13 protein-coding genes and 1 tRNA gene are annotated in these 19,680 nt (G+C 54.3%); 5 read left to right on the forward strand and 9 right to left on the reverse strand.

Features of this window, described 5'->3' with window-relative positions; all coding sequences use genetic code 11:
• Positions 1-16 precede the first annotated feature (16 nt).
• Together arsD and arsR are read right to left on the reverse strand one after the other, a co-directional pair.
• Positions 17-379 (reverse strand): arsenite efflux transporter metallochaperone ArsD, encoded by a 363-nt coding sequence (arsD, locus tag ACOTY5_RS18430; RefSeq protein WP_023305193.1) that lies wholly within the window; start codon positions 377-379, stop codon positions 17-19.
• A gap of 48 nt (positions 380-427) precedes the next feature.
• Positions 428-778: an As(III)-sensing metalloregulatory transcriptional repressor ArsR gene (gene arsR / locus ACOTY5_RS18435; RefSeq protein WP_023305194.1), complete on the reverse strand. Its 351-nt coding sequence runs from the start codon at positions 776-778 to the stop codon at positions 428-430.
• Positions 779-1,078: 300 nt separating this feature from the next.
• On the opposite strand from arsR, the gene ACOTY5_RS18440 reads away from it, so the two are divergent.
• Together ACOTY5_RS18440 and ACOTY5_RS18445 are read left to right on the forward strand one after the other, a co-directional pair.
• Positions 1,079-2,065, forward strand: a complete 987-nt coding sequence (locus tag ACOTY5_RS18440) for an AAA family ATPase (protein WP_023305195.1) — start codon at positions 1,079-1,081, stop codon at positions 2,063-2,065.
• Positions 2,066-2,068: 3 nt separating this feature from the next.
• Positions 2,069-4,459 (forward strand): S8 family peptidase, encoded by a 2,391-nt coding sequence (locus ACOTY5_RS18445; protein ID WP_023305196.1) that lies wholly within the window; start codon positions 2,069-2,071, stop codon positions 4,457-4,459.
• 100 nt (positions 4,460-4,559) lie between these two features.
• On the opposite strand, the gene ACOTY5_RS18450 is transcribed toward ACOTY5_RS18445, so the two are convergent.
• Complete coding sequence (locus ACOTY5_RS18450; protein ID WP_023305197.1) at positions 4,560-5,744, reverse strand: tyrosine-type recombinase/integrase; 1,185 nt, start codon at positions 5,742-5,744, stop codon at positions 4,560-4,562.
• A gap of 162 nt (positions 5,745-5,906) precedes the next feature.
• Positions 5,907-6,001, reverse strand: a tRNA-Sec gene (locus ACOTY5_RS18455).
• A gap of 288 nt (positions 6,002-6,289) precedes the next feature.
• Between ACOTY5_RS18455 and ACOTY5_RS18460 the strand changes: the two genes are divergently transcribed.
• Positions 6,290-7,681: a glycoside-pentoside-hexuronide family transporter gene (locus tag ACOTY5_RS18460; protein ID WP_015570055.1), complete on the forward strand. Its 1,392-nt coding sequence runs from the start codon at positions 6,290-6,292 to the stop codon at positions 7,679-7,681.
• A gap of 12 nt (positions 7,682-7,693) precedes the next feature.
• Positions 7,694-10,012 (forward strand): alpha-xylosidase, encoded by a 2,319-nt coding sequence (yicI, locus tag ACOTY5_RS18465; RefSeq protein WP_045142715.1) that lies wholly within the window; start codon positions 7,694-7,696, stop codon positions 10,010-10,012.
• Between the two features lie 128 nt (positions 10,013-10,140).
• On the opposite strand, the gene ACOTY5_RS18470 is transcribed toward yicI, so the two are convergent.
• Both ACOTY5_RS18470 and xanP read right to left on the reverse strand, forming a co-directional pair.
• On the reverse strand, positions 10,141-11,835 hold the full coding sequence (locus ACOTY5_RS18470) for an AsmA family protein (RefSeq protein ID WP_017383632.1): 1,695 nt from the start codon (positions 11,833-11,835) through the stop codon (positions 10,141-10,143).
• A 118-nt stretch (positions 11,836-11,953) separates the two neighbouring features.
• Positions 11,954-13,345 carry a xanthine/proton symporter XanP gene (xanP, locus tag ACOTY5_RS18475; protein ID WP_015570053.1) on the reverse strand — a complete coding sequence of 464 codons (1,392 nt, stop codon included), beginning with the start codon at positions 13,343-13,345 and terminating at the stop codon, positions 11,954-11,956.
• A gap of 225 nt (positions 13,346-13,570) precedes the next feature.
• Between xanP and gltS the strand changes: the two genes are divergently transcribed.
• On the forward strand, positions 13,571-14,773 hold the full coding sequence (gene gltS, locus ACOTY5_RS18480) for a sodium/glutamate symporter (RefSeq protein WP_006812438.1): 1,203 nt from the start codon (positions 13,571-13,573) through the stop codon (positions 14,771-14,773).
• Positions 14,774-14,776: 3 nt separating this feature from the next.
• On the opposite strand, the gene recG is transcribed toward gltS, so the two are convergent.
• The 3 genes from recG to spoT are packed head-to-tail and all read right to left on the reverse strand — an operon-like array spanning position 14,777 to position 19,670.
• Positions 14,777-16,858 (reverse strand): ATP-dependent DNA helicase RecG, encoded by a 2,082-nt coding sequence (gene recG, locus ACOTY5_RS18485; RefSeq protein ID WP_045142716.1) that lies wholly within the window; start codon positions 16,856-16,858, stop codon positions 14,777-14,779.
• A gap of 3 nt (positions 16,859-16,861) precedes the next feature.
• Positions 16,862-17,551 (reverse strand): tRNA (guanosine(18)-2'-O)-methyltransferase TrmH, encoded by a 690-nt coding sequence (gene trmH / locus ACOTY5_RS18490; RefSeq protein WP_003860922.1) that lies wholly within the window; start codon positions 17,549-17,551, stop codon positions 16,862-16,864.
• A 4-nt stretch (positions 17,552-17,555) separates the two neighbouring features.
• Positions 17,556-19,670 carry a bifunctional GTP diphosphokinase/guanosine-3',5'-bis pyrophosphate 3'-pyrophosphohydrolase gene (spoT, locus tag ACOTY5_RS18495; protein WP_003860921.1) on the reverse strand — a complete coding sequence of 705 codons (2,115 nt, stop codon included), beginning with the start codon at positions 19,668-19,670 and terminating at the stop codon, positions 17,556-17,558.
• Positions 19,671-19,680 lie beyond the last annotated feature (10 nt).

Raw genomic sequence — 19,680 nt, forward strand, 5'->3', positions numbered from 1 at the left:
TGTCCTCCTGACATACTCAGCAACAGGAAGTATTACCACCACAGCAACTGGTGGGAGCTAACCCTACCTTCTCCAGAGGAATACCGAACCAGCGAGCCAGCTCTGCACGTTTTGGGTATCGCCCTGCCATCACAGTTTCACCGTCCAACAGCAGTAGCGGAAGCCCTTCTGCTCCAGATGCTTCGAGGAATGCTTTCGCTTTCTCATTCTCAACAAAGCTCATGGGCTGCTGCGCCAGGTTGTAACGTTCAACCTGTACGCCACGTCCTTTCAGCCACTGCACATCAGCAGAAAAATCAACCAGAACCTGATCGACATCTGAGCCACATACGCCGGTACTGCAGCACATTGCCGGGTCAAACACCGTTAACGTCTTCATTCTAAATACCTCACATTCGTAAAATCATATATGTTCAGGCAAATTTTTTTAGATGCAAACAGCCTTACCGCTACCTGAGCAGTTTGCCGATGCCAGCTTACGGGCGATGGCCTGTACGTCGTCCTGTTGGCTTAACCAGGCCTGCTCAATCACCTGAGCGGCCCAGGAAGGAATATGCGGGGATAAGCGGTAGTGAACCCACTTGCCCTGTTTACGGTCCAGCAATAGACCACTTTCCCTGAGCATTGCAAGATGACGGGAGATCTTGGGCTGCGACTGCTCCAGCGCCGCGCAAAGATCGCACACGCACAGCTCTCCCATCTCCCTGAGCAGCAGCACGATGCCCAAGCGGGTTTCATCGGAGAGATTTTTGAAGAGTTGTAAGGATGTTAGTAGCATCTGTCCTCCGGTTAGTTTAATAACAGGATACTCTGTAGGTCTAAAATCGCAACAATACATTCGAAAAATCATATATAACTTTTGTTGTGGGATTTTTTTATCATGATATCAGTAAGTTGCTTAACTTATTGATATTCATATTTTTATAAAATTCCCTAAAGGATGTAACCCCCATTCTGATATGCAAACAAAATCTTCAGGGATTCAAGAAATGTTGATAGAACGAACTTCTTATGGCGTTACGCCGATGCTAAACTGAACTAAAGGTTTTATTTGTATGGGTATGCTCAGGGGAAAAAGATGGCTAACGGTAAGGTTCTCAGACAGCTTATAAAAGCTGGAGCGACAGGTGATGTCGCGGCCTTCCGTCGTGTTTCGGAAGTGATCATTGAAGAAGAACGACAAAAACAACATCATCTTCTTGCCAATGACCTTGAACATATTCTTTATGGTGATCATGCGATACAAACCTCTCGAGTGCCCGCTGCACCGCCAGTGCCAGTGGACAAAGAGCGAGGCTTGCCCTTGCTAGATATTAGACAGCCAAGTCGTTCTTTAGATGAAATCGTACTACCTGAATCAAGTTCAGATGCTGTCGAAGAGATACTTGAAGAAAATCGTAGGGCTGATGTGTTACGCACTTACGGAATGAAAGCTATCAGTAAAGTTATTTTTTTTGGTCCTCCTGGGTGCGGTAAAACTCTTGCTGCAGAAGTAGTGGCTTGTGAATTGGATATGCCGTTGGCCATCGTCAGGCTTGATACTCTGGTTTCTTCATATCTTGGTGAAACTGCTGCTAACCTACGCCAAATATTTGATTTTATCTCTCAATACCCAATGGTTGTACTCTTCGATGAGTTTGATGCTATAGGTAAAGAACGTGGGGATAGTGGGGATCATGGTGAGTTAAGACGAGTTGTAAATGCTGTTTTACAAATGATGGATGCATACCAAGGAAAAAGCTTAATTCTTGCAGCAACAAACCATGAACATATCCTGGATAGTGCTATTTGGAGGCGTTTTGACGATGCTATCGAGTTTCCACTACCCGATAAACATCAGTTGTCAGAATTGATGAAACTCAAACTTCGTGGTATTCGCCGCCAGTTTGAGCTTGAAGACGATGAGGTTCTCTCACTATTCCTTGGAAAAAGTGGTGCTGATTTAGAACGGATTGTAAGACGTGCAATCAAGAGAATGATTTTACGTAGCCAAGAGTTTTTGACTCTCAAAGATCTTAAGAATGCACTTTTACGGGAAAATATAAACAAAACTCGTCAGGGATAATAAATGACGGAACAATATCAACATCTTAGTATTGCTAAAGAATCTCTTCAGAACCCTAGACGCACACGCCAGTTCAAAATTCCGAGAACACAGCGTGCTGACTTGCGCTTACATGGACGCATTTTGTCTGAGCAATTACGAAGTATTACACAATTAGCTAATCCACAAATTCCAGGAAGGGATAATGATGGTCGGTATATGCTGAAATTACAGTATACCGGGATGTTAGATATTGCTCATATGGATAGGCATGGAATAGAGTTCGTCAGTCAAGAAGATAAAACAATATGTATTGCCTTTGCTGATGAACGAGGAATCGCTCTTTTTGAGGAACACCTTTCACAGCTTGGTCACGCTCATATAACCTACCAGCAAATTTTAACCGCATTGGATAGCGTTGATGTTTGGACTAATGAGGATCGCAAAAGCTGGTCAGTGAAACAGTATGGGTTTCCTGATTCAGATTCCTTCGGTCTAGATGTTGAGCTGTGGCCGGTAGAAACGACACAACATCCTTCTCGAGCTCGGATCTGCGGAGAATTTGAAAACTGGCTCCGTGAAAATATGATTCATCGCTTGGATAGAATTAATCTTGATAGTTTGCTGATGTACCGAGTACGAGTAAATTTAGAGCAAGCTGAAAAACTGCTTGAGCACCGTGATGTTCGAATGGTGGATCGTCTTCCTGTCAGTGGAATCTCTTATGAGAAACTGAACAAAGATATCAATTTTATCCCCGAATATATCCCATCTCCATTACCTAATGCCGTAAAAGTTTGCATCCTTGATAGTGGAATTAATACCGCACATCCATTATTGCGTAGTGCAATAGCCGAGAGTGCCTGCTTCGTGGATAATGAAGATGAATCTGACCATTTTGGACATGGTACTGCTGTTGCAGGTATTGCCCTATATGGTGATGTTGAGGCTTGCGATGCTAGCAATTTCTGGCAACCGTCAATGTGGTTATATAACGGCAAAATTCTTAATGCCCAAGGGGAATTTGATACTGCTACGATTGAAACAACTTTGACCGAAGCAGTTGAATATTTCGTTGGTCTAGGATGTCGTATTTTTAACTTATCACTTGGCAATGCAAATGCGCCTTACGATGGAAAGCACATCCGAGGTATTGCTTATGTGCTTGATGTGCTGGCGAGGCGTCACAATATTCTTTTCGTAGTTTCCGCAGGTAATTTTAATGGTAGCAGTGACCCTGATGTTCCAGTAGAAAGTTGGCGGGCAGAGTATCCCAGCTATTTAATCCACGATAGCTCAGTTATTATTGATCCAGCTCCTGCTCTCAATGTTCTAACGGCAGGAAGTTATGCAAGGCATAATGCAACATTTGACGCTCAACGTCGTGCTGATGAAATTAGCCATTTAAGCCCTGCAGGTGAATATCAACCTTCACCATTCACACGGCATGGACCTTCTGTGAAAGGTGCATTTAAACCAGAAATAGTTGCGCACGGTGGAAACTTTGCGGCACCTATGCGTAATGCTGGAGGTCAATGGCGACAACATGCCAGAGGACTTGGTGTGCTAAGCTGCCACCATCAATTCCAAGGAAGTACACTTTTCTCAGAACAAAGTGGAACTAGTTTTTCTGCACCTTATATCACGCACCTCGCTGCACGTTTACTCAATGAATATCCAGATATGTCTGCCAATATGTTGCGAGCGATGCTTGTCAATCACGCTGCGCTGACACCGCAGATGGAGAATACATTCTCAGAAGAGGTTACAGAACATTATAAATCTGCACCTTCAACCCGAAATCGTAGTGTTATTCGAGATGTCGTTGGATATGGAATTGTTGAGGAAGATGGTTTATATCGCTCGTCCGAGGAAGTAGTTGTTATGATGTGTGAAGAGCAAATCTCTGATGATACTCATCAATTCTTTGAGCTTCCATTACCTACATCTTTTTTAAGAACTCAGCGAGCAGTAAGAGAACTGCACATTACTTTAGCGTATTCACCAGCAGTCAGGACAACGCGATTAGATTATACAGCAACGCAAATATCTTACAGGCTTGTTAAAGGTTCTTCGTTGCAAGATGTTCAGCAATACTTTAATCATGATATACAAGATGGTACTGATTCTAGGAATGACGATGCGGTAAGCAATCGTTCTATTACTGCACAACAACGTGATCATGGTACAGTACAATCCTCTAGTTGGACTTTTAAGCAACGGTCTCCAGATGAAAAGTGGTTTGTGGTTGTAACTAGAAATGATCGTGAGTGGGGCACCCCACTTAATAGCCAACATGAACCTTATGCATTAGTTGTTACTGCAACGGACAGAGAAAACGCTGAAGCTAATCTTTATGCCGAAATTGAGGCACGAATTCGTGAGCAGGAGCGTTCCAGGGCTCGGGTAAGTTAAATATAAAGTATTTAGCTTTTGAGCTAGAGGGAAAAAAAGATTCTCAATCTCTATTATAAGAATGCTAATAGGGGTTGAGAATCTTTATACTGCTGAATTTTCACACACCTCGAGAGACTAAACTTTCTACGTAATCTGCATACTTCTGCATCATTTCTCTCCGCCCCTCCAAATACTGCGCATGGTTGTAAGTCCCACGTATCGCGTTCTTATCCACATGTGCTAGCTGCGTTTCTATCCAAGCTGAGTTAAAACCTTCTTCATGGAGGATGGTACTCATCGTGTGGCGGAAACCATGCCCTGTCAGCCTTCCTTTATATCCCAATAACTCAATAACCTGATTAACGCTTTCCTTTGAGATCGGCTTCGTTCGATCGTTACGTCCGACGAATACCAGTGGGTATAGCCCGGTAATAGGTTTAAGTGACTCAAAGAGCTCGACAACCTGATCCGACATCGGAACGATGTGTGGTCGTTTCATCTTCATCACTTCAGCAGGGATCTCCCAAAGCCGCTTTTCAAAATTGATATCCTCCCAGCGGGCAAAACGTAATTCCTGAGTTCGTACCCCTGTAAGCATGATGATTTGAGTCGCAGTCTTGGTAATAACGCTACCGGTGTAACCGGCAAGATCCCTAAGAAAGTGAGGGAGTTCTTCGGCTGTCAGGAATGGAAAATGTGTTTTCTTTGGTGTTGCGAGGGCTGTGGCGAGATCGGGTGCTGGATTGTATTCAGCGCGTCCGGTCACAATCGCATGACGGAATACTTCACCGCAGCGCTGTCTGACTTTGCGCATCTTTTCTAATGCACCACGCTTTTCCATACGACGAAGGGTTTCCAGCAATTCCATGGGCTTAATTTCAGCTATAGGGCGCTTACCGATGTAGGGGAAAATATCCTTTTCAAAGGTATCAATAATTTCATCGCGATAGCGTAATGACCAACGATCCGCTCTCAACTGATGCCATTCACGGGCAATAGCTTCGAAGGTATTTTCATAGTTAAGCTTTTGGGCAATTTTCTCTGCTTTCTTTACTTCACCGGGATCGCTTCCAGCAGACAGCAGCTTTTTCGCAGCATCACGCTTTTCGCGTGCTTGAGCGAGAGAAACCTCGGGATAAACGCCGAAAGCAAGACGCTTTTCTTTACCTGCGTAGCGATACTTTAAACGCCAGTAACGTGAGCCGTTGGTAGTTACTTCAAGGTAGAGGCCTCCACCATCAGATAGCTTATACGGCTTCTCTTTAGGCTTGGCTGTGTCGATTTGTCTAACTGTGAGCTTCATTGGGGGCATCTCAAAATGGGACTATAAATCATGCCCCCCATTATGCCCCCAGAATGCACTTGATTCTGGTAGAGACAGTAGACCTCGGGAGAACATAATCAGCTTTAATTGCGGGTATTATAGGGGATTTACTTGAGACAGTGGAGTTCTGTAGAGGCTAATTGGCGGAAGATCACAGGAGTCGAACCTGCCCGGGAACGCTGGCGCCCCCAACTGGATTTGAAGTCCAGCCACCTCACCGGAGATGACGATCTTCCGCGCCTGCATTGCTACATGGAGGCGGGGCGCATTATAGCTACTTTCAGGCATTTACCACATACCCCACACCACTTTTTTCACCTCTCTTTTGACCTGAATCCCCCTGTTTCAGTTAATTCTTAAGAAAATCCTCAGGTTAGCATTTCGTGCTCACCAACTTTTATCCCGATCACAAAAAACAAGAAACGTAATCTCTTAACCAGAAAACGCAATACCCGCTCCTGAAACAATGGTTTAAAAAACGGTAACCGGTCTCAGCGCCCCCTACAGCGTGAAGGATAAAAAAGATGAGCGAAGTCCTGTCAGTAAAAGAGAAGATTGGCTACGGCATGGGAGACGCCGCCAGCCATATCATTTTTGATAACGTCATGCTTTATATGATGTTTTTCTACACCGATATTTTTGGTATTCCCGCCGGGTTTGTCGGCACCATGTTCCTGCTGGCCCGCGCGCTGGATGCGATCTCCGACCCGTGCATGGGGCTGATTGCCGACCGCACCCGCAGCCGCTGGGGCAAGTTCCGCCCGTGGATTTTATTCGGCGCGATCCCGTTCGGCATCGTCTGCGTGCTGGCCTATACCACGCCGGACCTCAGCCTTAACGGAAAAATGGTTTACGCCGCCATCACCTACACGCTGCTGACCCTGCTCTATACCGTGGTCAACATCCCTTACTGCGCGCTGGGCGGCGTGATCACCAACGACCCGACGCAGCGTATTTCCCTCCAGTCCTGGCGCTTTGTGCTGGCGACGGCGGGCGGCATGCTCTCCACGGTGCTGATGATGCCGCTGGTAAACCTGATTGGCGGTGATGACAAAGCATTCGGCTTTCAGGGCGGGATCGCCGTGCTGTCGGTGGTCGCGTTCCTGATGCTGGCGTTCTGCTTCTTCACCACCAAAGAGCGCATCCAGGTGCCGCCGAGCACCACCTCCATGCGTGAAGATCTGCGTGATATCTGGCAAAACGACCAGTGGCGCATCGTCGGCGTGCTCACCATCCTCAACATTCTCGCCGTCTGCGTGCGCGGGGGCGCGATGATGTACTACTGCACCTGGATCATGGGTTCGCCGGAAGTGTTCGTCGCGTTCCTCACCACCTACTGCGTCGGCAACCTGATCGGCTCCGCGCTGGCGAAACCGCTCACCGACTGGAAGTGCAAGGTCAGCATCTTCTGGTGGACCAACGCCGCGCTGGCGGTGGTCAGCGTGGCGATGTTCTTCGTGCCGATGCATGCCACCGTCCTGATGTTCGGCTTCATCTTCGTTATCGGCGTGCTGCACCAGCTGGTGACGCCGATTCAGTGGGTAATGATGTCCGATACCGTCGACTACGGCGAATGGACCAACGGCAAACGTCTGACCGGCATCAGCTTTGCGGGCACGCTGTTCGTGCTGAAACTCGGCCTGGCGCTGGGCGGGGCGATGATAGGCTGGATGCTGGCAGGCGGCGGCTACGACGCGGCAGCCAAAACCCAGAACAGCGCGACCATCAGCATCATCATCGGCCTGTTTACCCTGGCACCGGCGATCTGTTACGTGCTGAGCGCCATCATCGCCAAACGCTACTACACGCTGAAAACCCCCTTCCTGACCAAAATTCTGCGCGAGCTGGCGCAGGGCGCGCGCCGCAATCAGCAGGAGTTTGAAAACCTGCCGGTCAGCAAAGAATTGCAGAACTAAGAGGACGTAAGCATGAAAATCAGTGATGGAAACTGGCTTATTCAACCGGGCCTGAATGTGACCTATCCGGTGCAGGTGTTCGACGTGGAGCAGCAGGGCAATGACCTGGTGGTGTATGTGGCGCCGCGTGACGTGCGCGAACGCACCTGGCAGCTCGACACGTTGATGTTCACGGTGCGCCTGTTTGCCCCGCAGGAAGGGATTGTCGGGGTGCGCATTGAGCACTTCCAGGGTGCGCTGAATAACGGTCCGCACTATCCGCTGAACGTTCTGAAGGATGTAAAAGTTGAGATTGAAAACAACGCCAAATTTGCCGAGCTGAAAAGCGGCAGCGTCAGCGTGCGCGTCACCAAAGGCGAGTTCTGGGCGCTGGATTTCCTGCGTAACGGCCAGCGCATTACCGGCAGCCAGCTGAAAAACAACGGCTACGTGCAGGACAGCAATACCGACCGCAATTACGTGTTCGAACGTCTGGATCTGGGCGTGGGCGAAACGGTCTACGGTCTGGGCGAGCGCTTTACCGCGCTGGTGCGCAACGGCCAGACGGTCGAAACCTGGAACCGCGACGGTGGCACCAGCACCGAGCAATCCTACAAAAACATCCCGTTCTACCTGACCAACCGCGGCTACGGCGTGCTGGTGAATCACCCCGAGAACGTCTCGTTTGAAGTCGGCTCCGAAAAAGTCTCCAAAGTGCAGTTCAGCGTGGAAGGGGAGTATCTGGAGTACTTCGTGATCGACGGCCCGACGCCGAAAGAAGTGCTGAACCGCTATACCCGCTTCACCGGCCGTCCGGCGCTGCCGCCTGCGTGGTCGTTCGGCCTGTGGCTGACCACCTCGTTCACCACCAACTACGACGAAGCGACGGTTAACAGCTTTATCGACGGCATGGCCGAGCGCGACCTGCCGCTGCACGTGTTCCACTTCGACTGCTTCTGGATGAAGGCCTTCCAGTGGTGCGACTTCGAGTGGGACCCGGTGACCTTCCCCGATCCGGAAGGCATGATCCGCCGCCTGAAAGAGAAAGGGCTGAAGGTCTGCGTGTGGATCAACCCGTACATCGGCCAGAAATCGCCGATCTTCCGGGAGTTGAAAGAGAAGGGCTACCTGCTCAAGCGCCCGGACGGCTCCCTGTGGCAGTGGGACAAATGGCAGCCGGGGCTGGCGATCTACGACTTCACCAACCCGGACGCGTGCCGGTGGTATGCCGACAAGCTGAAAGGCCTGGTGGAGATCGGCGTCGACTGCTTCAAGACCGACTTCGGCGAGCGTATCCCGACGGAGATCCAGTGGTTTGACGGTTCCGATCCGCAGAAGATGCATAACCATTACGCCTACATCTACAACGAACTGGTGTGGAACGTGCTGAAAGAGACGGTGGGAGAAGAAGAGGCGGTGCTGTTTGCCCGTTCTGCCTCCGTGGGTGCGCAACAGTTCCCGGTACACTGGGGTGGCGACTGCTACGCCAACTATGAGTCGATGGCCGAAAGCCTGCGCGGCGGGCTGTCGATTGGGCTGTCCGGCTTCGGGTTCTGGAGCCACGATATCGGCGGGTTCGAAAACACCGCTCCGGCGCACGTCTACAAACGCTGGTGCGCGTTCGGGCTGTTCTCCAGCCACAGCCGCCTGCACGGCAGCAAATCCTACCGCGTGCCGTGGGCGTACGATGACGAGTCCTGCGACGTAGTGCGTCACTTCACCCAGCTGAAATGCCAGCTGATGCCGTACCTGTATCGTCAGGCGGCGCTGGCGCGCGAGTTCGGCACGCCGATGCTGCGGGCGATGATGCTGGAGTTCCCGGACGATCCGGCGTGCGATTACCTCGATCGCCAGTACATGTTGGGGGATTCAATGATGGTGGCGCCGGTGTTCTCCGAGGCGGGGGACGTGCAGTTCTACCTGCCGGAAGGGCGCTGGACGCACCTGTGGCACAACGACGAAATTCAGGGTAGCCGCTGGCATAAGCAGCAGCATGATTTCCTGAGCCTGCCGGTCTATGTGCGCGACAACACGCTGCTGGCGCTGGGTAACAATAACCAGAAGCCAGACTATGCGTGGCACGAGGGGACGGCCTTCCAGCTCTTCAACCTGAGCGATGGCGCAACGGCGGTAAGTGAAGTGCCTGCGGCGGACGGTTCTGTGGTGTTTACGCTGAAGGCGTCACGTCAGGGCGACGTCGTGACCTTTACCGGCGCGGGAGATGCGCAAAACTGGTCGGTGTGCTTGCGCAACGTGCAGAAGGTCGGCGGCGTAAAAGGCGGTTCACATGCGGGCAGCGAGTGGGGTGTGGTGGTGAAAGCCGAGGGGGATGAGGTGGTGGTTCACCTCTGAGCTGGAAAAATGCCCGGTGGCGCTTCGCTTACCGGGCCTACGGTAATTATGCGGTCTGATGCCCTCACCCACGGTAGAAGGAACCAAAACCTCGTAGGCCGGGTAAGGCGAAGCCGCCACCCGGCTTTTTACTGTGCCGGAGCCACCGTCGACACCACACCACCCGTCATGGTCTGTTGCACCTGCTGTTTATCCATATTCACCGCGCTCAGCTTCCCGTTCACCGTCGGCTTCAGCGGCGCATTCGCCTGCACGCTGCCGCTGGCGGTGAGCTGAATATTGCCGTCGCCCGCAATCGGCAGCGCTGGCCAGCCCCACTGCTGCAAAACGTTGAGCGGTACACCGCGCCCGTTCAGGCTCACGGTGGTTTGTCGCTGTGGCAGCTGTGACACGGTGGCGGTCGCTTCCAGGATCCCTTTCTCGGTAAAGGCGCTCAGATCGGTAATATTTACCGTTGCGGCGTTGGCATTCAGCGCCAGCGACGGGCGACGCACGTCGACGCGGTTAAAGGTTGCTGCCGCCCCGTTGAGGGTTGCGTTACCGCCCCACACGCCCCACTTGTGATCCTGCGCCAGCCGCAGATTAGCGCCATAACCGTCGAGGGAGGTGATCTGCCACGGGAACGCCGGATCGATGTCGATCACCAGGTTGCGGCTCAGGCCAAATTTTTTCAGCGTCACGCTGTTCAGCCATGACGGGAGCGGGTCCATCCACAGCGTTTTCCAGTTTTCCGGAAGCGTATATTCCAGCCCGGCAATGGCAACGTCGTCCAGCACCAGCGCCTGACCCTCGCGCAGCCAGTTGCCGGAGGTGCGCACCATGCCTCCTTCCCAGCGGGAGGTGAACTGACGCAGCGCAATGCCCTGCGGGGAGAATTCCGCATTCAGGATAGGGTCAAACAGATGCAGCGAGCCGTAGATAAATTCGCTGGCGTTCATGGATAACCGTCCCTCCTGGCTTTGCCAGTCACCTTTACTCAGGGTGAGGTTACGCAGGCTGAGATCGAGGTCGGTTACCGCCCAGTCTGGCCCCTGTAGACGGGCATCGGTCACTTCCAGCCGCCCAATCTGTAACGAAGGCAGGGTGGAGAGAGGGGCGAAGAAATCCAGCAGCGATTTGTCGCTTTGCAGGCGGATCTCATTCAGACGCAGGGTGTTGATAACCCAGCCACCGTCGGCATTACGCAGAGCCGAGCCCGTCAGCGAGCCGCGCGCCATATCGGCACCGATGGTATTCAGCACCACCTCTTTGCCGTTGAGTTGTCCCTGAATCAGCACGTTGTTGGCCGGTATGCCGTTGAGCGTGAGCGACCCGGCGCTCATCTGGATTTGCGCATTTTTTCCCAGTACGTTCCCCGCCTCGGGCTGCCACGGGCTGACGCCGCCGGTCACCTTTTGCGCACTGAGATCCCACTCCGTATTCGGGCTGTTAAAGGCCATGTTATTCAGTTGCAGACGGTCGGCCTGGAACGGCAGCGGCGCCGTCTGCGGCGATAAATTCAGCGTGCCATCGAACAGGGTGATGGCATCCATATGCAGCGGGTCGGTGATCTGGCGGCTGCTTAAGCCAATATCCACTTTTTTAGCGACCAGCGTGGCCGGTTTGCCATCTCGTCCGAAGGTAACGTTTTCCAGAAGGATGTGAGAAGGGGATGAAAAGCGGTGATCCATCAGGTCAAAGTTGAGCTCGTAATCGGTATTCACCGTGATCCAGCTGCTGACCTGCGATGCGCCCCAGCGGGTCTGGAGCAGAAAATAAAAGGCGAGCACTACAATGAGCAGGGCTACCAGAAGATAGATAAGCAGCTTTCCAATAAATTTCATGGTCTTCCTTCCCGCGAAACGCACATAAGGGTGTTATGCACGATTTATGCGCAATGCTCAAGGCGGGAATGGTGTAAAGAGATGTCACGGCAGGCATTGACAGCCTGCCGTGTGGGGATCAGTTCTTTTCAGGCGGGAAAATGAGATTCAGCACAATAGCGGTAATACCGCCCGCGGCGATGCCGGAAGAGAGCAGGTTTTTCACCCAGTCCGGGGCAAACTGCAAAATCATCGGCTGCTGGGAGACGCCAAGCCCTACGGCGAGAGACAGCGCAATAATCATGATTGCGCGGCGGTTCAGCGGCTCGCGGGAGACGATACGCACGCCAGAGGCCGCGATGGTACCGAACATGACCAGCGTCGCGCCGCCCAGCACCGGCTCAGGGATGTGCTGCACAAACCCGCTCACCGCCGGGAACAGGCCGAGGACCACCAGCATCAGCGCTACCACGAAGCCCACGTAGCGGCTGGCCACGCCGGTCAGCTGGATCACGCCGTTGTTCTGGCCAAAGCAGGAGTTCGGGAAGGTGTTGAACACCGCCGAGACAAACGAGTTCAGTCCGTTCGCCAGCACGCCGCCTTTGAGACGTTTCATGTACAGTGGGCCGGAGACCGGCTGCTCGGACACGTCGGAAGTGGCGGTGATATCGCCGATGGTTTCCAGCGAAGTGATCATAAAGACCAGCATCAGCGGCAGGAGCAGACTCCAGTCAATGCCCAGGCCGTAGTAGAGCGGCGTTGGCACGGTAATCAACGCGCTGTTGGTTGGGGTGGTGTTTTCCGGCAGCATGCCCAGCGCCCACGCCAGCAGGTAACCGGCCGCCATGGCGATCACCAGCGATGCCACGCGCAGGTACGGGTTACGCTGGCGGTTAAGCAGAATAATGATCGCCAGCACCACGCCTGCCAGCAGCAGGTTTTTCGGCGCGCCGAAGGTATGGTCGCTCATTGCCGCGTAGCCGCCCCCGATGGAGGTCAGACCCACCTGGATCAGTGACAGGCCGATAATCATCACCACCACGCCGGAGACCAGCGGGGTGATCACCCGGCGCGCCAGGTGCAGAACGCGGGAAATGATCATCTCTGTGCAGCTTGCCAGCATCAGGGTGCCGAAAAGCGCCGCCATCATCGTCGGGACATCTGCGCCGCCGGTTTTCAGTGCCGTACCGCCCATGATCAGCGGCGCCACAAAGTTAAAGCTGGTGCCCTGAATCGACAGCAAACCCGAGCCCACCGGACCCCAGGCTTTAATTTGAATGATGGAGGCCACGCCGGAAGCGAACAGAGACATACTGATGATGTGTTGCGTATCCTGCGCCGGTAACCCCAGCGCCTGGCAAATCAGCAGAGCCGGCGTGATGACCGCAACGAACATCGCCAGCAGGTGCTGGCAGGCGGCAAACAGGGTTTGAGGCAGCGGGGGACGATCTTCAAGGCGGTAAATCAGTTCGCTGTTTTGCTTCTGCGCAATCGGTTGCGCATCAGCAGACTCCAGAGTGTTAACAGACATCGGCGGCAATCCCACGGTGGAAAAGCGGGCATTTTAGCTGACCACCTGGTAAAAGCAAACGATTGCCAGCAAAAAAAAGAGAGAAAATCTGCCGGTGTGAGCAGGTTTTCTACAACGAACAGGAAAAAAAAATTACACTTTTCGCGCCGGCGGCTCATGACGAGCATCACCCGGCCCAGGATAACGCCGCGTGTGTATGGAACACGCGCATAACAGGAGCCTTTTATGATTCATCTCGATACGTTGTCGACCCTTGTTGCCGCAACGCTGGTTCTTCTGCTTGGTCGCAAGCTGGTACACAGTGTTTCCTTTCTGAAAAAGTACACCATTCCTGAACCTGTCGCCGGTGGATTGCTGGTGGCGCTGGCCCTGCTGGTACTGAAAAAAAGCATGGGCTGGGAAATCGATTTTGATATGTCCCTGAAAGATCCGTTGATGCTGGCCTTCTTTGCTACTATCGGCCTGAACGCTAACCTCGCAAGCCTGCGTTCGGGCGGCAAGGTGCTGGGCGTGTTTCTGATTGTTGTGGTGGGCCTGCTGCTGATGCAAAACGCCATCGGCATCGGTATGGCGTCGCTGCTGGGGCTGGATCCGCTGATGGGTCTGCTGGCGGGGTCGATTACCCTGTCAGGTGGCCACGGAACGGGCGCGGCGTGGAGCAAGCTGTTCATCGAACGCTATGGCTTTGAAAACGCAACGGAAGTGGCAATGGCCTGCGCGACCTTTGGCCTGGTGCTTGGCGGGCTGATTGGCGGCCCGGTGGCGCGCTATCTGGTGAAACACTCCACCACGCCGGAAGGCAGGCCAGACGATGAAATGGTGCCGACCGCATTTGAAAAACCGGACGTTGGCCGTAGTATCACCTCGCTGGTAATGATTGAAACCATCGCCATGATTGCCATCTGCCTTACCGTGGGCAAAATCGTTGCGCAATGGCTGGCGGGAACGGCTTTCGAACTGCCAACCTTTGTCTGCGTGCTGTTTATCGGGGTGATCCTGAGCAACGGTCTGGCGCAGATGGGCTTCTACCGCGTCTTTGAGCGCGCAGTGTCCGTGCTGGGGAACGTCAGCCTGTCGCTGTTCCTGGCGATGGCGCTGATGAGCCTCAAGCTGTGGGAACTGGCCTCGCTGGCGCTGCCGATGGTGGCGATCCTGGCGGTGCAGGCCGTGTTCATGGCGCTGTATGCCATCTTTGTTACCTGGCGCATGATGGGCAAAAACTATGATGCGGCGGTACTGGCTGCGGGTCACTGTGGATTTGGTCTGGGAGCGACGCCAACGGCCATCGCGAATATGCAGGCGATCACCGAACGGTTCGGCCCGTCGCACATGGCGTTTCTGGTGGTGCCGATGGTGGGCGCATTCTTCATTGATATCGTCAACGCGCTGGTCATTAAGCTCTACCTGATGCTGCCGATGTTTGGCTGACCGTCAGGCGTTGGAATACCGCTCGGTTTCCGGCATCCAGCGTTCAATTAACGCTGCCGCCTGTTCGGGGTAGCGTTCATGAATATGACGCGCAAGGCGTTGTACTTCGGGGATCATGGCCTGATCGCGCAACAAATCCGCCACTTTAAATTCGGCGTTACCCGTCTGACGCGTGCCCAGCAGTTCGCCCGGGCCGCGGATCTCCAGATCTTTTTGCGCAATGACGAAGCCGTCATTGCTGTCGCGTAATACCTGCAAACGCATCTGCGCGGTTTTCGACAGCGGGGCTTTGTAGAGCAGCACGCAGTGAGAGGCGATCGCGCCACGGCCCACGCGGCCTCGTAGCTGGTGGAGCTGCGCCAGGCCCAGGCGCTCCGGGTTCTCAATAATCATCAGGCTGGAGTTCGGCACGTCCACGCCCACTTCGATGACCGTGGTCGCGACCAGCAAATGCAGCTCGCCCTGTTTGAACGACTGCATCACCGCCTGCTTCTCGGCAGGCTTCATGCGCCCGTGAACCAGACCTACGTTCAGCTCCGGCAGGGCGAGCTTTAACTCTTCCCACGTGGCTTCGGCAGCCTGCGCTTCCAGCAGCTCAGACTCTTCAATCAGGGTACAGACCCAGTAAGCCTGACGTCCTTCGTGGGTGCAGGCGTTGCGCACGCGGTCAATGATGTCGCTGCGGCGCGTGTCCGGAATGGCGACCGTTGTCACCGGCGTACGACCCGGGGGGAGTTCGTCGATGGTGGAGGTATCCAGATCGGCATAGGCCGTCATCGCCAGGGTGCGCGGAATCGGCGTGGCGGTCATGATCAGCTGATGCGGGTGGAAGCCCTGTTGCAGACCTTTCTCCCACAGCGCCAGACGCTGATGAACACCAAAGCGGTGCTGTTCGTCGATAATGACCAGCGCCAGGCCGTTAAACTGCACCTGTTCCTGGAAAATGGCGTGCGTGCCGACAATCATCTGCACCTGCCCGCTGGCAATGGCTTCCTGCTGCGCAAGGCGCGCTTTGCCCTTCTGCTTCCCGGCCAGCCAGCCCACTTCAATTCCCTGCGGGGCAAACCAGTTCCGGAAATTGTTGGCGTGCTGCTCGGCCAGCAGTTCCGTCGGCGCCATCAGCGCCACCTGCTTACCGTGGGCGATGGCGCGCAAAGCGGCCAGCGCGGCGACCAGCGTTTTACCGGAACCCACGTCGCCCTGCACCAGGCGCATCATCGGCACATCCAGCGCCATATCGCGTTCGATCTCGGCAGTCACCCGCGCCTGGGCGCCGGTGGGTTTAAACGGCAGTGAGGCCAGCAGCTTATCTTTGAGCTCATCACGCTGGCTTAATGGCTGCGCGTGGAAGCGCTGCGCTCCTGCGCGCAGAGCCAGCATGCTCAGGTTGTGAGCCAGTAATTCCTCAAGGATAAGACGCCGTTGGGCGGGGTGTTTCCCGCTCTCTAAATCAACAAGCTGAAGCGTTGGCGGTGGACGGTGCAGGGTGCGCAACGCCTCCGGCAGGCTCATCATGCCCTGCGCCAGCTCCGGCGGCAGCAGCTCGTTAATGGCGCAGGTATCAAGCAGCTCCAGCGCCTGGTCGGTGAGCTTGCGCAGCGTAGCCTGCTTAATGCCTTCAGTGGTTGGATAGACCGGCGTGAGCGTCTCCTGTAGCTCAGGTGAGCTGAGATCGCCCTGCACGCGGTATTCCGGGTGGATCATCTCCGCGCCGTATTTGCCCCGTTTGGCTTCACCGTACGCAAGTACGCGTCGTCCAGTGGCAAGGCTGTTTTTCATTGCCGCATTGAAGTTGAAAAAGCGCATGGTGAGAATGCCGGTGCCGTCGCTGATCTGGCAGGTCATCATCCTGCGTCCGCCAAAGGTGATGTTGCAGTTCAGCACTTCCCCTTCAACGGTGGCGTAAATAGCGGGCAGCAGATCGCCAATCTTATAAAGCTGAGTACGGTCTTCGTAGCGCAGGGGGAGGTGGAGCAGGAGATCCTGCACGGTGTGCAGGCCTATCTTCGCCAGTTTACTGCTTTGTGCCGCGCCCACGCCCGTCAGGCTGTTGAGCGGTATGGCGTCCAGCAGGCGGCCTTTCATGATTTACCCCGCGTACTGCATGGTGGACCACCACTCGGCATCGGCTTCAATTTCGCCCTGCGCGTTGACGTGGGGGTAAGGCAATTTCTTCTGCTTCGCAACGCGAGCCAGCACCGGATAGCCACCTTCAAACAGCAGGCGCTGCTGCTCCTCTTCCGGCAGCATGCTGTTGCTGCGCTCGTACATTCCGGCATTCTGACGCTGGCGCTGCGCTTCATACAGGATCAGCGCTGAGGCGACCGACACGTTGAGTGACTGGACCATGCCGATCATTGGAATGATGATGTCCCGATCGGCCAAATCCAGTGCTTCCTGCGTGATCCCCGTTTTCTCCTGGCCCATTAAAATGCAGGTCGGACGGGTGTAGTCGATCTCACGGAAATCCACGGCTTTAGCAGAGAGGTTGGTTGCCAGAACCTGCATGCCACGCCCTTTCAGGTGCGAGACCGCTTCACCAATAGTCTGGTGAGTTTTCACGGATACCCAGCTGTTGCTGCCTGCGGCGGTGGAGGCCATGGTACGCATACGTGCGCCAGGCCAGACGGCGTGGACTTCATGCACGCCGACGGCATCTGCGGTGCGGACGATAGCAGAGACGTTATGAGGTTTATGGACCTGCTCCATGCAGACCGTCAGATCAGGCTGACGCCTGGCGAGCATTTCGCAGATTCGCTCGTAACGTTTTGAATTCATAATGCTAGTTTCGGTTACGGGTGACTTTAATGACATCCGGCATCACGCGGATCTTGCGCATAATATTGGCCAGATGCACACGGTCACGGGCGGTCAGGCGAATAAAGGCGCTATAAACGCGGCCATCTTTTTCTTCCGTATTCAGGCTTTGAATGTTGGATGAGGCGGTGTTGATCGCTGCCGTCAGGTTCGCCAGGGCACCCTGGTGGTTGAACATATCCACCTTGATTTCAGTGATAAATTCCTGGGCCGTCTCTTTATCCCACTCGACCGCCATGAACTTCTCAGGCTCTTTCTGATAGCCACGGATGTTACGGCAGGATTCATGGTGGATCACCAGCCCTTTACCCGGGCTGACATGCGCAATAATCGGGTCGCCCGGGATAGGACGGCAGCATTTGGCGAAGGTGATGAGCACCCCGTCAGCGCCTTTGATCGGCAGGTGACCATGATTTTGCGTGGTGGCAGGAACGGCTGTCGTTTCGCCTTGTTGCAGATTCTTCGCCACGACCACGCTCATGGCGTTGCCGAGACCAATCTCTGCCAGCAGGTCATCCAGCGAGGCGAGCTTCATACGCTCCAGCTCATGCTGAATGTTTTCTGGTGGGATCTCTGCCAGTTTGCGGCTGCCACCCAGCGCGTGATTGAGCAGACGACGCCCCAGGCTAACGGAGTCGTCGCGCTTGAGGTTTTTCAGCAGCTGGCGGATTTTTGCGCGCGCTTTTGAGCTCACGACAAAGTTCAGCCAGGCGGCGTTAGGACGTGCCCCCGGCGCGGTAATGATCTCCACCGTCTGTCCGCTGAAAAGCGGCTGCGACAGCGGATACGGCTGCCTGTCGACGCGGGCACCTACGCAGGCATGGCCGATATCGGTATGCACGGCGTAAGCGAAGTCGACCGGTGTCGCGCCCGCAGGCAGTTCGACAATGCGCCCTTCCGGCGTGAAAACGTAAATCTCATCCGGGAAGAGATCGGATTTAACGCTCTCGATAAATTCAAACGAGCTACCTGCGCTCTGTTGCAGCTCCAGCAGGCTCTGCATCCAGCGCTGGGCGCGGATTTGCGCGGTGGTGCTGCTTTCGCCGCCGTGCTCTTTATAAGCCCAGTGCGCCGCGACACCCATCTCCGCCATCTGATCCATATCTTCGGTACGAATCTGCACCTCAACAGGGACACCGTGCGGGCCAATCATGGAGGTGTGCAAAGACTGGTATCCGTTCGCTTTTGGAATGGCGATGTAATCTTTGACGCGCCCCGGACGCGGCTTGTACAGGCTGTGCATCTGCCCCAGCACGCGATAACAGGTGTCTGAATCGTGGACGATGACGCGGAACGCGTAGATATCCATGATCGAGTGAAAACGCTGCTCTTTGAGCACCATTTTGCAGTAGATAGAGTACAAATGCTTTTCGCGACCGCTCACGCGGCACGGAATGCCCGCTTCCTGCAAACGCCCTTCGATTTCAGAGAGGATCTTTTGAATCATCTCTTTACGGTTACCGCGAGCGGCTTTCACCACCTCTTTAATCACGCGATAGCGGTTCGGGTACAACGCCTCAAAACCCAGCTCTTCCAGCTCGGTTTTAATGTGATGAATACCTAAACGGTGCGCCAGCGGACTGTAAATTTCGAGGGTTTCACGGGCGATGCGGCGACGTTTATCCGGGCGAAGTGAGCCCAGCGTGCGCATATTGTGGGTGCGGTCAGCCAGTTTGATGAGAATGACGCGGATATCCTGCACCATCGCCATGATCATCTTGCGGAAGTTTTCGGCCTGCGCCTCTTTCTTGTCGCGGAATTTCAGCTTATCAAGCTTAGAGACCCCTTCCACCAGCTCGGCAACGCTTTTGCCAAACAGCTGTTCCATGTCCTGGTAGGTGGCAGGGGTATCTTCGATCACGTCGTGCAGCAGGGCGGCCATCAGCGTTTCGTAGTCGAGTTTCATCTCGGCCAGAATACAGGCCACCGCTACCGGGTGCGTGATATAGGGTTCACCGCTTGAACGTGTCTGGCCCTCGTGAGCGTCACGTGCAACGAGATACGCCTGCTGAAGACGCTTAATCTGGTCTTCAGGCAGGTAGGTTTGAATCAGTTGATTCAGGCTTTCAAACAGATACAAGGGCGACCCG

The sequence above is a fragment of the Enterobacter cloacae complex sp. SHL018 genome (assembly GCF_049237905.1).
GTDB classification, from domain to species: Bacteria; Pseudomonadota; Gammaproteobacteria; order Enterobacterales; family Enterobacteriaceae; genus Enterobacter; species Enterobacter hormaechei_C.